The 14,857-nt window shown below is 63.0% G+C and carries 13 protein-coding genes; 3 read left to right on the forward strand and 10 right to left on the reverse strand.

Going from position 1 to position 14,857, the window contains the following annotated elements; genetic code table 11:
• Positions 1-19 precede the first annotated feature (19 nt).
• A complete protein-coding gene (gene katG, locus AC1DXU_RS19665; protein ID WP_477371674.1) occupies positions 20-2,209 on the reverse strand; it encodes a catalase/peroxidase HPI in 2,190 nt (729 codons plus the stop codon).
• Between the two features lie 127 nt (positions 2,210-2,336).
• Between katG and AC1DXU_RS19670 the strand changes: the two genes are divergently transcribed.
• Complete coding sequence (locus tag AC1DXU_RS19670) at positions 2,337-3,245, forward strand: hydrogen peroxide-inducible genes activator (protein ID WP_477371676.1); 909 nt, start codon at positions 2,337-2,339, stop codon at positions 3,243-3,245.
• Positions 3,246-3,492: 247 nt separating this feature from the next.
• Here AC1DXU_RS19670 and AC1DXU_RS19675 read toward each other — a convergent pair whose 3' ends face one another.
• The 8 genes from AC1DXU_RS19675 to hisS form a co-directional block, all read right to left on the reverse strand.
• Complete coding sequence (locus AC1DXU_RS19675) at positions 3,493-3,870, reverse strand: hypothetical protein (RefSeq protein WP_477371678.1); 378 nt, start codon at positions 3,868-3,870, stop codon at positions 3,493-3,495.
• A gap of 239 nt (positions 3,871-4,109) precedes the next feature.
• Complete coding sequence (locus AC1DXU_RS19680; RefSeq protein WP_477371680.1) at positions 4,110-4,970, reverse strand: sigma-70 family RNA polymerase sigma factor; 861 nt, start codon at positions 4,968-4,970, stop codon at positions 4,110-4,112.
• The gene (locus AC1DXU_RS19685) at positions 4,967-5,470 is read right to left on the reverse strand and encodes a carboxymuconolactone decarboxylase family protein (protein ID WP_477371682.1); all 504 of its coding nucleotides are present in this window, start codon (positions 5,468-5,470) and stop codon (positions 4,967-4,969) included. The genes AC1DXU_RS19680 and AC1DXU_RS19685 overlap by 4 nt, the downstream gene beginning before the upstream one ends.
• Before the next feature lie 160 nt (positions 5,471-5,630).
• Positions 5,631-6,734 carry a calcium:cation antiporter gene (locus AC1DXU_RS19690; RefSeq protein ID WP_477371684.1) on the reverse strand — a complete coding sequence of 368 codons (1,104 nt, stop codon included), beginning with the start codon at positions 6,732-6,734 and terminating at the stop codon, positions 5,631-5,633.
• Positions 6,735-6,849: 115 nt separating this feature from the next.
• Positions 6,850-8,622: an AMP-binding protein gene (locus AC1DXU_RS19695; RefSeq protein ID WP_477371686.1), complete on the reverse strand. Its 1,773-nt coding sequence runs from the start codon at positions 8,620-8,622 to the stop codon at positions 6,850-6,852.
• Positions 8,623-8,698: 76 nt separating this feature from the next.
• A complete protein-coding gene (gene hisG, locus AC1DXU_RS19700; protein ID WP_477371688.1) occupies positions 8,699-9,397 on the reverse strand; it encodes an ATP phosphoribosyltransferase in 699 nt (232 codons plus the stop codon).
• Entirely contained in the window at positions 9,397-10,515 is a 1,119-nt protein-coding gene (locus AC1DXU_RS19705) for an ATP phosphoribosyltransferase regulatory subunit (RefSeq protein WP_477371689.1), read from the reverse strand. The genes hisG and AC1DXU_RS19705 overlap by 1 nt, the downstream gene beginning before the upstream one ends.
• 312 nt (positions 10,516-10,827) lie before the next feature.
• Positions 10,828-12,330, reverse strand: coding sequence for a histidine--tRNA ligase (gene hisS, locus AC1DXU_RS19710; protein ID WP_477371691.1), 1,503 nt, complete (start codon positions 12,328-12,330; stop codon positions 10,828-10,830).
• 489 nt (positions 12,331-12,819) lie between these two features.
• On the opposite strand from hisS, the gene AC1DXU_RS19715 reads away from it, so the two are divergent.
• A complete protein-coding gene (locus tag AC1DXU_RS19715) occupies positions 12,820-13,068 on the forward strand; it encodes a hypothetical protein (RefSeq protein WP_477371693.1) in 249 nt (82 codons plus the stop codon).
• Position 13,069: 1 nt separating this feature from the next.
• Here the strand turns inward: AC1DXU_RS19715 and AC1DXU_RS19720 are convergent, their stop codons facing one another.
• On the reverse strand, positions 13,070-13,708 hold the full coding sequence (locus AC1DXU_RS19720) for a DNA-3-methyladenine glycosylase I (RefSeq protein ID WP_477371695.1): 639 nt from the start codon (positions 13,706-13,708) through the stop codon (positions 13,070-13,072).
• Positions 13,709-13,919: 211 nt separating this feature from the next.
• On the opposite strand from AC1DXU_RS19720, the gene AC1DXU_RS19725 reads away from it, so the two are divergent.
• Positions 13,920-14,666, forward strand: coding sequence for a L,D-transpeptidase (locus AC1DXU_RS19725; protein WP_477371697.1), 747 nt, complete (start codon positions 13,920-13,922; stop codon positions 14,664-14,666).
• Positions 14,667-14,857: the final 191 nt, after the last annotated feature.

Below are 14,857 nucleotides of genomic sequence, written 5' to 3' on the forward strand. Positions count from 1 at the left end.
GTTGGGTCTTGCGCGTAGATCAGCCGGCGATATCGAAGCGGTCGGCGTTCATCACCTTGGTCCATGCCACAACGAAGTCTTTCGCGAACTTCGTCTTGGCGTCGGCCGTCGCATAGACTTCCGCGATGGCGCGCAACTGCGAGTGCGAACCGAAGATGAGATCGGCACGGGTACCGGTCCATTTGAGTTCGCCGGTCTTGCGGTCGCGGCCCTCGAAGACGTCCTTGGCGTCGGTCGTCGCCTTCCACTCCGTGCCCATGTCGAGCAAATTGACGAAGAAGTCGTTGCTCAGCGTTTCCGGCCGGCTGGTGAAGACGCCGTGCTTCGACTGCCCGGCATTGGCGCCGAGCACGCGCAAACCACCGACCAGAACCGTCAGCTCAGGTGCGGTCAGCGTCAGCAGTTGCGCACGGTCGACCAGCGCCTCCTCAGGCGACAGGCGCTGCTTGCCGCTGACATAGTTGCGGAAGCCGTCAACGGTCGGTTCCAGCGGTGCGAAGGAGTGGATGTCCGTCTGCTCCTGCGACGCGTCCATACGGCCTGGCCAGAACGGAACGTCCACGCTGTGGCCGGCGGCCTTCTCGATGGCCGCATTGCCGCCGAGAACGATCAGGTCGGCAAGCGAGACTTTTTTGCTCCCGGTCTGCGACGCGTTGAAGTCCTTCTGGATCGCTTCGAGCTTGGCGAGCACCTTGGCCAGTTCTGGCGGCTGGTTGACGGCCCAGTCCTTCTGGGGGCTGAGACGAATGCGCGCGCCATTGGCGCCGCCGCGCTTGTCCGAGCCGCGGAAGGTCGAGGCCGACGCCCAGGCCACCGAGACCAGCTGCGGCACCGACAGGCCGGACGCCAGGACCTTGGCCTTGAGCGCTTCAGCATCCTGCTCGTCGATCAGCACATGATCGACGGCCGGAATAACGTCCTGCCAGGGCAGTTCTTCCTTGGGAACGAGCGGTCCGAGATAGCGCACCAGCGGGCCCATGTCGCGATGGGTCAGCTTGTACCAGGCGCGGGCAAAGGCGTCGGCGAACTGGTCCGGATTCTCATGGAAGCGTTTTGAGATCGTTGCGTAGGACGGATCGAAGCGCAGTGCCAGGTCCGAGGTCAGCATGGCGGGCGCGTGGCGCTTTCCAGCGCTGTGCGCATCCGGCACCGTGCCGGCGCCGGCGCCGCCCTTCGGCGTCCACTGATGCGCGCCGGCCGGGCTCTTGGTCAGTTCCCAGTCGAAGCCGAACAGATTGTCGAAGAAGTCGTTGCTCCACTTGGTCGGGGTCGTGGTCCAGGTCACTTCCAGGCCGCTGCCGATGGCGTCGCCGCCCTTGCCGGTGCCGAACTTGTTGGCCCAGCCGAGGCCCTGCTGCTCGATGTCGGCGCCTTCCGGCTCGACGCCGACCAGGGCCGCATCGCCCGCACCATGGGTCTTGCCGAAGGTGTGGCCGCCGGCGATGAGCGCGACGGTTTCCTCGTCATTCATGGCCATGCGGGCGAAGGTGTCTCTGATATCGCGCGCCGAGGCCAGCGGATCCGGGTTGCCGTTCGGTCCTTCCGGGTTGACGTAGATCAGGCCCATCTGCACGGCGCCGAGCGGGTTTTGCAGGTCGCGGTCCCCGCTGTAGCGCTCGTCGGCCAGCCACTTGCCTTCGGGACCCCAGTAGATGTCCTGCTCGGGTTCCCAGACATCGGCGCGGCCGCCGGCGAAGCCGAAGGTCTTGAAGCCCATCGATTCCAGCGCGACGTTGCCGGTGAGGATCATCAGGTCGGCCCAGGAGATCTTGCGGCCGTATTTCTGCTTGATCGGCCACAGCAGGCGTCGGGCCTTGTCGAGGTTGACGTTGTCCGGCCAGCTGTTGAGCGGCGCAAAGCGCTGCTGGCCGGCCCCGGCGCCGCCACGGCCGTCGCCGATGCGGTAGGTGCCGGCGCTGTGCCATGCCATGCGGATGAACAGCGGCCCATAATGGCCAAAATCGGCCGGCCACCACTCCTGCGAGTCGGTCATCAGCGCATGCAGGTCCTTGATCAGGGCGTCGAGGTCGAGGCTTTTGAATTCCTCGGCATAGTCGAACGCCTCGCCCATCGGATCCGACAGCGGCGACTGCTGATGCAGAACCTGGACATTGAGCTGGTTCGGCCACCAGTCACGGTTGGCCTTGGCAATTGTCGTATGCACGACCGGGCATTTACCCGCGCTGGGATCGTCAGTGTTCGCGTCCATCTTGCTCTCCGATTCGCTGATTTCCCGGGCGGGCCTTGGGCCACGCCACTCTGGAATGGTTCCAGACTAGGCCGCCTAGCCGATAAAAACAAATTGCCTTTCCTGTTTGTTGCGATAGGTTTTCCTTATGATTGGCCTCACCGTTCGGCAGATGCATTATTTCGAAGCACTGGCGCAGACGCTGCATTTCGGCCGCGCCGCAAAACTCGCCGGCGTAAGCCAGCCGGCACTGTCGTCGCAGATTGCCGAAATGGAGCAGCGGCTCAACTGCCGGCTGTTCGAGCGCGGCGGCAAAGCGGTGCGGATGACAGACGAGGCGCTGGTCATGCTGCCGCGTATCGAGCGCATTCTTGCCGACATTCGCGAGATCGAGTCCACGGCGCGGCGTGGCCGCCCGGCCATGGAAGGACGCTTCCGGCTCGGCATCATCCCGACGGTGGCGCCCTACCTGCTGCCGCATGTGCTGCCGGAGCTGAAACGGCATTTCCCGGCGCTGCAACTCGAACTGCGCGAAGCGGTGACCGCAGCGCTGCTCGACGACACCAATTCGGGCAAGCTCGATGCCTTCATCGCCGCGCTTCCCCTCGACCATCCCGGCCTGATCACCGAGGCGCTGTTCGCCGACCGCTTCTTCCTCGCCGTGCCATCAGGCGATCCCGCTTTCGCCTCGCCGCCGGTGCCGCCGGAAAGCCCGGCGCTGGAAAGGCTGATGCTGCTGGAGGAAGGCCATTGCCTGCGCGAACAGGCGCTCGCCGTCTGCGGCAGCGTGCGCCCGGTGGCGATGGCAAGCTACGGCGCCACCAGCCTGACGACGCTGTTGCAGATGGTGGCGCACGGGCTCGGCGTGACGCTGATCCCGGAAATCGCGGCACGGCCGGCCAGCACCATGCGCGACCTGAAGATCGTGCCGTTCCAGGAGCCGATGCCGCAACGCACGATTTGCCTGGCATGGCGGCGCAACAAGGTCCGGCATGACGAGTGCGTGGAACTGGCCAAGATCATTCGCGGGCTGGATGAGGCTGTGCTGGCGGCGTGAAGGGGCGACACGGCATGCTCGTCCGTCAGAGTCTGCTGTTGACCCAAGACCGACTCTTCCAGGTCAAAGCGCACACGACCGCTTTGCGCCATCAGCAGACGAACGCGAGCTGCCGCCGGAAAATCCGATCAGACCCCTAAAGTCGATCCTCCCGGTCACTTGGCACGGCCGTTCGCCACACGACTGCGTCCTTTGACAACGGTTATCACGGCTACCGACGGCTTGCCGCACTCGGGCCGGATGCACGTTACGAGATCAAAATCACACCGAGCGCGCCCAGTAAAAGTAGCAAGATTGTGCCATTGTATCCCAGTTTAAACTGCCGCGGCTTAGGCAAAATTTCTTCACTATTCAGATAAGAAGCGACCTTATTTCTCGCTTTTTCTTCAAGATCCATGTTTTCACGCACCCATGTGCAAGCGTATATAGCGATTACGACAAGGGCGGAGATCATGATACCCTTTTGGCAGACATCGAATTCCCAGTGGTTTTTGCCCGCCACAATGCCTCCGATCACCGCTACAAGGATGGTGGCAATCCAAGCGAAGATATTCCATTGCTTTTCGCGCCGGTAGTTTAACTCGTAGCGTAAGACGTCGAGCGCAAGCTTCTGCTCCTCGGTCATCGAGAACTCCGCAGATAAGGTACGAATAACGCAAGATAACTTTAAAGTCTGGGTTTGTCTCGCATTTAGAGAGTAAGCGATTATTGGCCATCCACACCATTCAAGCTGATCGAAGGAACGGCAGGTTTCCAGTCATTCCGGACTTTCTATCCTGATCGTTGAAGGTCGCTTTAGGGTCAGATCAAGTCGATGCGCGACAAGCAGGCGCTCGGCCAGCCGGGCCGACACGGCCGCGCCAGCTAATGCAGATGCCGCAGCTTGTCCGGATTGCGCACCACATAGATCGCCGCGACCTTTCCGTCCTCGATCTCGAGCGCCGTGGTCTGCAGTTCGCCGTCTGCTTCCAGGCTGACGAAGCCGGGCAGTCCGTTGACGAAACCGACGCGAACAAGCTTTGAGCCGTCCTTCGGAATCCGGCTCGCTATGTAGGCGTATTGCTTGAGGACGGCATCGAAGCCGAGGATCGCCTCTGTCGCGGCCGGGCGCTTGCCGCCGCCATCGGCATGGGCGCTGACATCGGCCGCCAGCATGCTGCCAAGCGCCTGCATGTCGCCGCTGCGCGACGCCGCGAAAAACGCCTCGGCAAGTGCCAGGCTGCGTTGCCGTTCCATCTGGAAACGCGGCCGGGCGTCGCGCACATGGCTGCGCGCGCGGGCGGCGAGCTGGCGACAGGCGGCAGGGTCGCGCTGGATGGTTTCCGCCACCTCCTCGAAACCGAGGCCGAACACATCGTGCAGCAGGAAGGCCGCGCGCTCGAGTGGAGACAGACGCTCCAGCACTAGCATCAGCGGCAAGGTGACGTCGTCCACCTCGTCCTCTTCGACGACCGGATCGGGAAGCCAGGGACCGATATAGGTCTCGCGCTGGCGCCGCGCGGATTTGAGCTGGTCGAGACAGAGGCGGGTCAGCGTGCGGCGCAGGAACGCCTCAGGCTCGCGCACCGCCGCGCGGTCGGCCCTCATCCAGCGGATGAAGGCCTCCTGCACCATATCCTCGGCGTCGGCGACGGAGCCGAGCATGCGGTAGGCGACGCGCATGAGTTTTGGACGCAGCGGATCAAACGCCGCCGCTGCGTCCCCAGCTGTTGGCTTCGCCGTCAAGCCGCGGCCGCCTTGGCGGTAACCGCCTGGGCGGTAAGCGCCCTGGAGGCAGCCTTCACCGCTGCCGGATCGGCCCAGCCGCCGAAGCCGATCGCGATGCGGTTCCAGCCATTGATGATGTTGATCATCAAGGTCAGTTGCACCTGCTCTTCCTCGCTGAAGTGGGCTTTCAGCGCCTCATAGGCGGCGACATGGGTGTGGCCTTCGCAGATCCGCGTCAGCGCTTCGGTCCAGCCCAGGGCTGCCCGTTCGCGATCGGTGTAGCAGGGTGCCTCGCGCCAAGCCGACAGCAAGTAGATGCGCTGCTCGGTTTCTCCCCTCTCGCGGGCATAGGTCGTGTGCATGTTGATGCAGTTGGCGCAGCCATTGATCTGGGAGGCGCGAATCTCCACCAGCTCGGCTAGGCCCGGGTCGAGGCTGGCGGCAATGGCGATCGATGTGCGTTGCCATTCGTTCATCAGCGAAGGGGCGGCGGCAAAGGGTTCAAGTCTGACAGTCATGATTGGCTTCCTTCTGATGGTTGCGAGACCATGACGAGCCAGGAGCCGCCAGTGTGACATGGGGGCCAAAAATCTTATGCGTGTCGCCAATCCCAGGAAGCAGCGCCACGATAGCGGTTGCCTCATCCCTGCAGCTGATCGCTACCCTGTAACAAAGCTTTCACGGCACAAATATCAGAAAAACATAAGTAAAAAACACTACAAGATGCACCATTCCGGTCAAGAATGTCGTTCTGTCAGTGCTGAAGCTTACGTTGCATATGAAAAGCGCCAAAATCAAAAGCACTGTGTCGGTTTCCGGGAGCCCCAGGGTCAACCCTCTTCCCGTCAGCAGGCTTGCGGCCGCGACCGCCGGTATTGTCAAACCGATGGTCGCGCAAGCCGAACCCATCGCAACGTTCAAGCCGCGCTGCAGCTCATTGTTGAGTGAAGCACGAACCGCCGAAATGGCCTCCGGCATCAAAACCAACCCCGCGATCAATGCCCCCACAATAGCGTCGGCCTGGGTCACCTGATAGGTAACGAGCGCATCTTCGACACCTGCGGCGACTTGCTCGGCGAGCATGACAATACCGATCAGCCCGATCAACAGGAGCAGAGCGCTGGCAGTAATGCTTTCGTGGGAGGCAGTTCGGATCGAAACATCATGCCCCTGTCCTTCTATGAAGTCGTCCCGGTGCCGGACAGTCTGCGCGAAGACAAAAGCTGCATAAAGCAGGACTGAAAGTACGCTCACAAATCCGAGTTGAGCCGCCGAAAAGGTGCCGGGATCCGTCGTTCGCGTGTAGGTCGGTAGAATAAGCGTCATCACGGTCAGTGCGATCAGAACCGCCAGATATGCGCTGGTCCCTTGCCGGACAATCACCTGCTTGCGATGACGCCAACCGCCAAGCGCGAGACACAGGCCGACAACGCCGGTGGATGTAATCATCACCGTTGAGAAGACAGACTCACGGGCGAGTGTCGGGTTGTTCTCTCCATGCAGCATCATGGAAACGATGATCGACACTTCAATTGCCGTCACCGCAAAGGTCAATACCAACGTGCCGTAGGGCTCCCCGACACGGTGGGCGACGGCTTCGGCGTGGTCGAGCACGACGAAAATAGTGACGAACATAATCGCACTCGAAAGCGCTCCGACAAGGATTCTGACGCTCGGCGAACCTACGTCTACCGACAGCCCGCTGGCTCTGACCGCAACGGCCATCGCCAAGGCGGCCAAGGGCATCGCATAGGACGTCGCCGATCGTGCGAAACCGCTCATTCACGCCCTTTGCGTTTCTGCGAGCCTTGAGGAAAGGCTATGGGGAGCAACAATATCATGGCGATGGCGACCCTGGCCGCATTCAGCGCAGGGACAAAACCGGAGCGCCCCACCCTCAAGCCGTCTTCTGCACCACAAGGCCAAGCTCCTCGACCATGGCGTTGCGCATCAGGAACTTCTGCGGCTTGCCGGTCACCGTCATCGGCAATTCTGTGCGAAAGCGGATGTAGCGCGGGATCTTGTAGTGGGCGATCTGGCCGGCGCAGAAGTTTTTGATCTCCTGCTCGGTGGCGATCTGGCCGGGCCTGAGCACGATCCAGGCGCACAGCTCCTCGCCATATTTGGCGTCGGGAATGCCGAACACCTGCACTTCCTTGATCTTGGGATGGCGATAGAGGAATTCTTCCACCTCGCGCGGATAGACGTTCTCGCCGCCGCGGATGACCATGTCCTTGACCCGACCGACGATGTTGCAATAGCCCTCGGCGTCGATGGTGGCGAGATCGCCGGTGTGCATCCAGCCGTCTGAGTCGATCGCCTCGCGGGTCTTTTCCTCGTCGTCCCAATAGCCCTTCATCACCGAATAGCCACGTGTGCACAGCTCGCCCGCCGCGCCGACCGCGACGGTGGCGCCATCGGCATCGATGGCCTTGACCTCGACATAAGGATGGATGCGCCCGACGGTCGAGACGCGCTTTTCCAGCGGATCGTCGACGCCGCTCTGGAACGACACCGGGCTGGTTTCGGTCATGCCGTAGGCGATGGTCACCTCCGACATGTGCATCAGCGACACTACCTTCTTCATCACCTCGATGGGGCACGGCGATCCCGCCATGATGCCGGTGCGCAGGCTGGAGAGATCGAAGGAGCCGAAATCCGCATGGTCGAGCAGAGCGACGAACATGGTCGGCACGCCGTAGAGAGCGGTGCAGCGTTCCTGCGCAACGGCCTTCAGCGTCGCGCCGGAGTCAAACCCCTCGCCCGGGAAAACCATGGTGGCGCCTTTGGTGACGCAGCCCATCGTGCCCATCGACATGCCGAAGCAATGATAGAGCGGCACCGGGATGCAGAGCCGGTCGTCGACGGTGAGCTTGATTGCCGAGGTGACGAAATTGCCGTTGTTGACGATGTTGTTGTGGGTCAGCGTCGCGCCCTTGGGCGCGCCTGTCGTGCCGGAGGTGAACTGGATGTTGATGGCCTCGCCCGGCTTCAGCCCCTCGGAGATGCGGTCGAGGCTGTCATGCTCGTCGCGCCCGGCCATGGCCAGCACGTCGGCGAAATTGAACATGCCGGGCGAGTTCTCATCGCCCATGCGGATGACGATTTTCAGCGCCGGCAATTTCTTCGCCTTGAGCTTGCCCGGTGTGGTGGTGGCGATCTCCGGCGCCAGCGTCTCGATCATACCGAGATAGTCGGAGGTCTTGAATTTGGCGGCGGTGACTAGTGCCTTGCAGCCGACCTTGTTCAGCGCATATTCCAGTTCAGTCAGCCGGTAGGCCGGGTTAATGTTGACCAGGATCAGGCCGATGCGAGCAGTGGCAAATTGGGTGACCAGCCACTCCCAGCGGTTGGGTGACCAGATGCCGACGCGGTCGCCTTTTTCGAGACCAAGCGCCAGGAAGCCGGCGGCCAGCGTATCGACGGTGTCCGACAGTTCGCTCCAGGTGAAGCGCTTGTCCTGGTCGACGAAGACGGCGGCGTCCTGCGTAGCGTATTTGCTGACGGTGTCGGAAAACAACGCGGGGATGGTCTGGTGCAGCAGCGGCACGGTGCGCTCGCCCGAGACATGCGCCCTGCTGTCGAGCGGCGCGACGAAGGTACCGCCATTGCGCAGGCCGCGACCACGCAAATTGGTGGCATTCTTCAACTCGTCGAGATTGATCGCCATCGCCATCTCCTCCACCGACGCGCCGAGCCTATCAGCCTGCCGGGGCGGTGGAAATCCCGTCGATGGTACTGGGGCTCTACTTGACGAGGCCCGCCATCTTGGCCGCGATGTCGCGCAGCATCGCTTCATCCGCCGCAGCACGCGTCTTCCTCGACGCGACAAGGCAAGCCTGCGACCGCAACACAACGCCGTCGGCCAGCACCTTGAGATGGTTGGCGCGCAGCGTCGAGCCTGACGTGGTGATGTCGACGATGACGTCGGCAAGGCCGGCGGCCGGCGCGCCTTCGGTGGCGCCCAGGCTTTCGACGATGCGGTAGACCTGGATGCCGTGTTTCAGCGAAAAGAATTGCTGGGTCAGCCGCCAGTATTTGGTGGCGATGCGCAGCCGCCTGCCGTGGCGCTGGCGGAAATCGGCGGCCACATCGTCGAGATCGGCCATCGTATCGACGTCGAGCCAGATGTCGGGCACCGCCACGACCACATCGGCATTGCCGAAACCGAGATGGGCGACGATTTCGGCGCGCGCCTCCCAGTCGGCAAGATTTTCGCGCAACAGGTCCTCGCCAGTGATGCCGAGATCGACAGTGCCCTGGCCGATCTCGCCGGCGATCTCGGATGCCGACAGGAAAGCCACCTCGATGCTCTCAGTGCCTTCGATGCGGGCGCGGTATTTGCGCTCGTCGCCGGGCAGGCTGACGGCCAGCCCGGCCTTGGCCAGAACCTCCAGCGCCTGCTCTTTGAGCCGGCCTTTCGACGGGATCGCCAGCGTGATCATCAAGCCTTCTCCCGCAGCGCTTCGATGCGGTCGAGCCAGACGGAAAAGCCGACACCGGGGATCGGCGTTTTGGCGCCGAGCAGCGTCAGCAGCCTGTCATAGCGGCCACCGCCGGCCAGCGGCCGCTCGCCATTCTCAGCCGCGATCTCGAAGACGATGCCGGTGTAGTAATCCAGCGGACGGCCGAAGGCGGCGTCGTAGCGGATTGTCCTGATAGGCAGGCCCAATGCTTCGATGGCTTTGGCACGAGCGGCGAAATTGTCGAGCGCCGCGCCCAGCGAAAGACCGGCGCTGGCTGCGAAGGTTTCAAGCGCATTTGCTGCGCCATCGAGTGGAACGTCGATCGCCAGAAAATTCTTCAGTGCCGAAAATGCCTCGTTCGACAGACGCACGCTGCGCAGCTCGGCCTTTTCGATCAGCCGCCGCGCAATGTCGGATGGCGAGCGCCCGGCGGACGCAGGTAGCCCGGCTTCTTCCATGCCGCCGGCAATGTGCGTGGAAAGGCCTTCGAGATCGCCGTCAAGGACCAGCGCTGCGACCGGGCCGGAGAGCTGGCCGTTGCGCGGCGGGTTTGCGAGATCGGCAAGCGCTGCCTCCAGCATCGGCGCCGAGCCGAAGGCGCGGGCAAGACGCATGCGCCAGCCGCGCGGCAGGCCGAGCGCAGCGAGCACAGCTTCGAAGATGGTCTGGTCGCCAAGCGTGATTTTCAGGGACTGATCCGGCAGCACCAGCGACAGTAGCGCATGCGCATCGGCCAGCGAGCGCGCGTCGGCCTGCGCGGTGTCGCGGTCGCCGAGGTCCTCGATGCCAGCCTGAAAAAATTCATTGCCGCCCTCGCGGCGCTGGCGAAACACCTCGCCAAGATAGGAATAGCGGCGCGGCGTGCCGGCCTGCGAGCTGATGTGATCGAGGCAGACGGGGATAGTGAATTCTGGCCGCAGGCACAATGTCTGGCCGGTCTCGCTTTCGGTGAGGAAGATACGGCGGCGCAGATCCTCGCCGGCCATGTCGAGGAACGGATCGGCCGGCTGCAGCACCGCCACCTCGACCGCGTGTGTGTTGCGCGCGGCGAAGAGGTTGGTGATGTCGGCTGATATTGCGGGGTAGCGGGAGGTCATGAAGCACCACCTTCCCTTCTCCCCTTGTGGGGTCCGAAGGACGGGCGAGACCCGCGGCTCGCCCCGGGGGTGGATCGGCGCGCAGCGCCAAGACGGATGAGGGGTGTTGGACAGCGTGCGGAGGTCGGCGCTCTACGGCGCCCCCCTCTGTCCTGCCGGACATCTCCCCCACTTGGGGGGAGATCGAATATCGCGATGGCTTTCGCCAATTGTCTACGCTGCAAGAAAAGCGAGACGGGCGAAGCAGCCAATCTCCCCCCTTGTGGGCGAGATGTCCGGCAGGACAGAGGGGGGCGCGAAGGATCGCGGCCTTTATCTGCCACGTGCCCGCTCCTCGGCCTGCGCCGCCAAAATCTTCTTCACCTCGGCGACCAGCTCACCTTCCGCCACAGTCACCTGAGCCGGCCGCGCCGCCCGCCATTCGGCGTTGTCGGTAATCTCGGCCGACATGCGGGCGCCCTCGATCAGATCCTTGATCTGCAACTCACCCTTCGCGCGCTCGTCGCCGCCCTGGATGATGGCGACCGGGCTGCCGCGGCGGTCGGCGTATTTCAGCTGCGCCTTCATGCCGGCGCCGCCGAGATACATTTCGGAGCGGATGCCGGCGGCACGCAGCTCGCCAACCATCTTCTGGTAGCGGCCGAGGCTTTCGGTGTCCTTGTCCATGACCAGCACAACGACCGGCGCGATGACATCGGATGTATCGAGCTTGCCGAGGTTCTTCAGCGCCGTCATCAGGCGGGAGACGCCGATGGAAAAACCGGTCGCCGGCACCGGCTCGCCACGAAAGCGCGAGACCAGCCCGTCATAACGGCCGCCGCCGCCGACCGAGCCGAAGCGCACGATCTGGCCTTCGTCGTTGGGGATCTCGGCGAGAAGCTCGGCCTCGAAGACCGGGCCGGTGTAATATTCCAGGCCACGCACCACCGAGCGGTCCATGGCAATACGGTCTTCGGCGTATCCTGCGGCCCTGACCAAGGCTTCGATCGTCGAGAGCTCGCTGACGCCTTCCTGGTAGGTCGCGTTCTCGCTGACGCCGGAATCCTGGCCAGCTTGTGCATTCTTCGCGGTCGCGAGAAGGACTGCCTCGGCTTGGCCGTCATTCAGCCCAGCGCCCTTGGCGAAGTCGCCTTCGCCCTCCTTGCCGCCATCCCAGCGGCCCGGACCAAGCAGCAGTCTCACGCCTTCCGGCCCGAGCTTGTCCAGCTTGTCGATGGCGCGCAGCACCGTCAGCCGGCGGCCGGCATTTCCCTCACCGCCAAGGCCAATAGCCTCGAGCACGCCGTCCAGCACCTTGCGGTTGTTGACGCGGATGACATAGTCGCCGCGCTTGATGCCAAGCGCTTCCATCACGTCGGCCATCATCATCGCCATCTCGGCATCCGCCGCGACGCCCGGCGTGCCGATCGTGTCGGCGTCGAACTGCATGAACTGGCGGAAGCGGCCGGGGCCGGGCTTTTCGTTGCGGAACACCCAGCCGGAGCGATAGCTGCGATAGGGTTTGGGCAGGCGCTCAAAATTCTCGGCGACAAAGCGCGCCGTCGGCGCGGTCAGGTCGTAGCGCAGCGACAGCCACTGCTCATCGTCGTCCTGGAACGAGAACACGCCTTCGTTCGGCCGGTCCTGGTCGGGCAGGAATTTTCCGAGCGCGTCGGTGTATTCGATCAACGGCTGGTCGGCCGGTTCGAAACCGTAGAGTTCATAGACCGAGCGGATCGTCGCCATCATCTTCTCGACGGCACGGATGTCTTCGGCGCTGCGGTCGGCAAACCCGCGCGGCAGCCGCGCTTTCGTCTTTTCCGATTTGTCGGCCATGGGATGGGTACTCGGTTTTTCGTGGTGGCAAATTACCGCTTTCCACGGCGGGCGTGTCCTAGCCGATGCCGCTTGGTGCGGCAAGGGTTAGCAGCCCTGTCCGTAGGGTGCCTGGAACAGTTCGATAGTTTCGTAAATGCCGCGCCGCCCCTCATCCGCCTGCCGGCACCTTCTCCCCGTATAGTGACGGGGAGAAGGGAGCAGCTTCAACGCCGGCACCATTGCCCCAGCGTTGGCGATTGGCGAAACCGGCAATGACAGCGTCCTTCTCCCCGTCGCTATACGGGGAGAAGTGCCCGGCAGGGCGATGAGGGGCAGCGCCAAACGGCTGAAGACGTAAACGCCAATTGCTGTGGTTAGGAGTTTGGAAAGGTTTAAGGCCTGGCCGAAACAAACCACACCGAAAAGGAAACAATTCCGCCATCGGTGCGGCATCGTGCCGACACAATCGCAGCTGATAAAGCGCGCGGAAACAAGGGGTTCGGGGCCATGGCCACGGAAAGATATTCAGAGAGCATCGACGCCCGCACGCTGCCGGTTCGGCTGCGGCCGGCCGATGGCCATGCACCGCGAACTGCAAGCCAGATGGCGGGTCCGTTTGAGGTTGCCGCGGACGAGCGCACAAACTCCACGCTGCGCGACGCGCTGATAACCGGCCTGCTGGTAATCTATCCGGCCTTCGCAGCACTGGCGGCCATTGTCGCCGGGCTTTTCCTCACCGGCGCCAGCGGCACCTAACTCATTTCGGCCGCTTGAACGCCCTGCGTTCCTTCTCCACCCTGTCGCGGCACACACACCCCTCCAGATGGTCGTTGACCAGGCCCATGGCCTGCATGAAGGCGTAGACGGTGGTCGGGCCGACAAAGCTCCAGCCGCGCTTCTTCAACTCCTTTGAAATCCTGACCGAGACCGCCGTTGTCGGGTTGGCGCGCAGATGGGCGAGGTCGACGATCTCCGGCCGCTCGGCCGGGCCGGGTTCGAACTTCCAGAACCAGGCGGCCAGCGAGCCGAACTCATCCACCATCTCACGCGCGCGTTTGGCGTTGTTGATGGTGGAGACGATCTTGCCGCGGTGGCGGATGATGCCGGCATTGCCGAGCAGGCGCTCGACATCCTCGTCGGTGAAGGCGGCAACCTTGTCGAACTCGAAATTGGCGAAGGCCTCGCGAAAGTTCTCGCGCTTGCGCAAGATGGTCAGCCAGGACAGGCCGGACTGAAAGCCTTCGAGGCAGATCTTTTCGAACAGCCGGCGATCGTCGACGACCGGCCGGCCCCATTCATGGTCGTGGTAATGCAGATAGTCCGGCAGATTGCCGTGCCAGAAGCAGCGCGCGACACCGTCGGGGCCAACGATCAGGCCGGGTTTTTCATTCTCCATCGCCAAAATTCCGTTCGTTAACAGCGTTCGCGCCGGTTTACTCCGGCTTTACCAGATTCCTGAACCCGCCGGTAACCACACCAAAAGGTTTACTGACAGAACCGCATTTTACGCATTCCGATTCATGTTTCGGTTGCTGCTTGCCGCCAATGTTCGGCGAACCGGGGAGGCTTTCCACCCCGAAAATGTTCGACGATCAAGGTGCGTTCCGATGAAGACAGTGCTGATTTCCCTGTTCGGTGCCGCGGCCATACTTGCCGCCGGCGTCACGTCCTCCAGTGCCGGCGACCGCTATGCCGAGAGGCCGCCGGTGATGGTGAGCCCCGACCTTTCGGCGCCCTGGGTGCTGCAGCTTGGCCGGGCGCCCGGCATCGTGCGGCAGAACCGGCAAGTGGTGCAGCAGCAGCCGCGGCTTCGTTATGCACAACAGGCGCAACCCGATCAGGTGCGCACTGCCGCCGTTCAGGCGCCGGCCAAGCGCATGGTCATGCGCCCGCAGATCAACCCGATCTATTTGCCGCAGGAAGTTGCCTATGACGGCACGCAGAAGCCGGGCACGATCGTCATCGATACGACGCAGAATTTCCTCTATCTGGTCGAGAAGAACGGCAGGGCGCGGCGTTATGGCGTCGGCACCGGCAAGCCGGGCTTCGAATGGTCGGGCACGCACAAGATCACCAACAAGCGCGTCTGGCCGGACTGGCGTCCGCCGGCGGAGATGATTTCGCGAGAGGCGGCCAAGGGGCGCTATCTCCCAACCTATCTGGCCGGCGGCGAGGAGAATCCGCTTGGCGCGCGCGCGCTCTATATCGGCACGACGGAGTATCGCATCCATGGCACCAACCAGCCGTGGACGATCGGCGGCGCGGTTTCTTCGGGCTGCATCCGCATGCGCAATGAGGACGTGGTTGACCTTTACGAAAGAGTCAATGTCGGAACCACCGTGGTGGTGATATAGTTAGTGCGAATCAGCCGGTTAGGCAGCGCTGAGTAGTTTTTAGCGCGTGCTGTTGCACTCAAGTCATAGCGCGCTTTTGGGAGTCTGCTTAGAATTGGCAACGAGTTAACGGGGGACGGGCCGTGTGGGGATGCGGTCAGTCACGAAAGGGCAGCGCGGGAAACCGCGCTGCCCTTTCTGTTTCCGGTGAG

The sequence above is a fragment of the Mesorhizobium sp. P3_A10 genome (assembly GCF_056403175.1).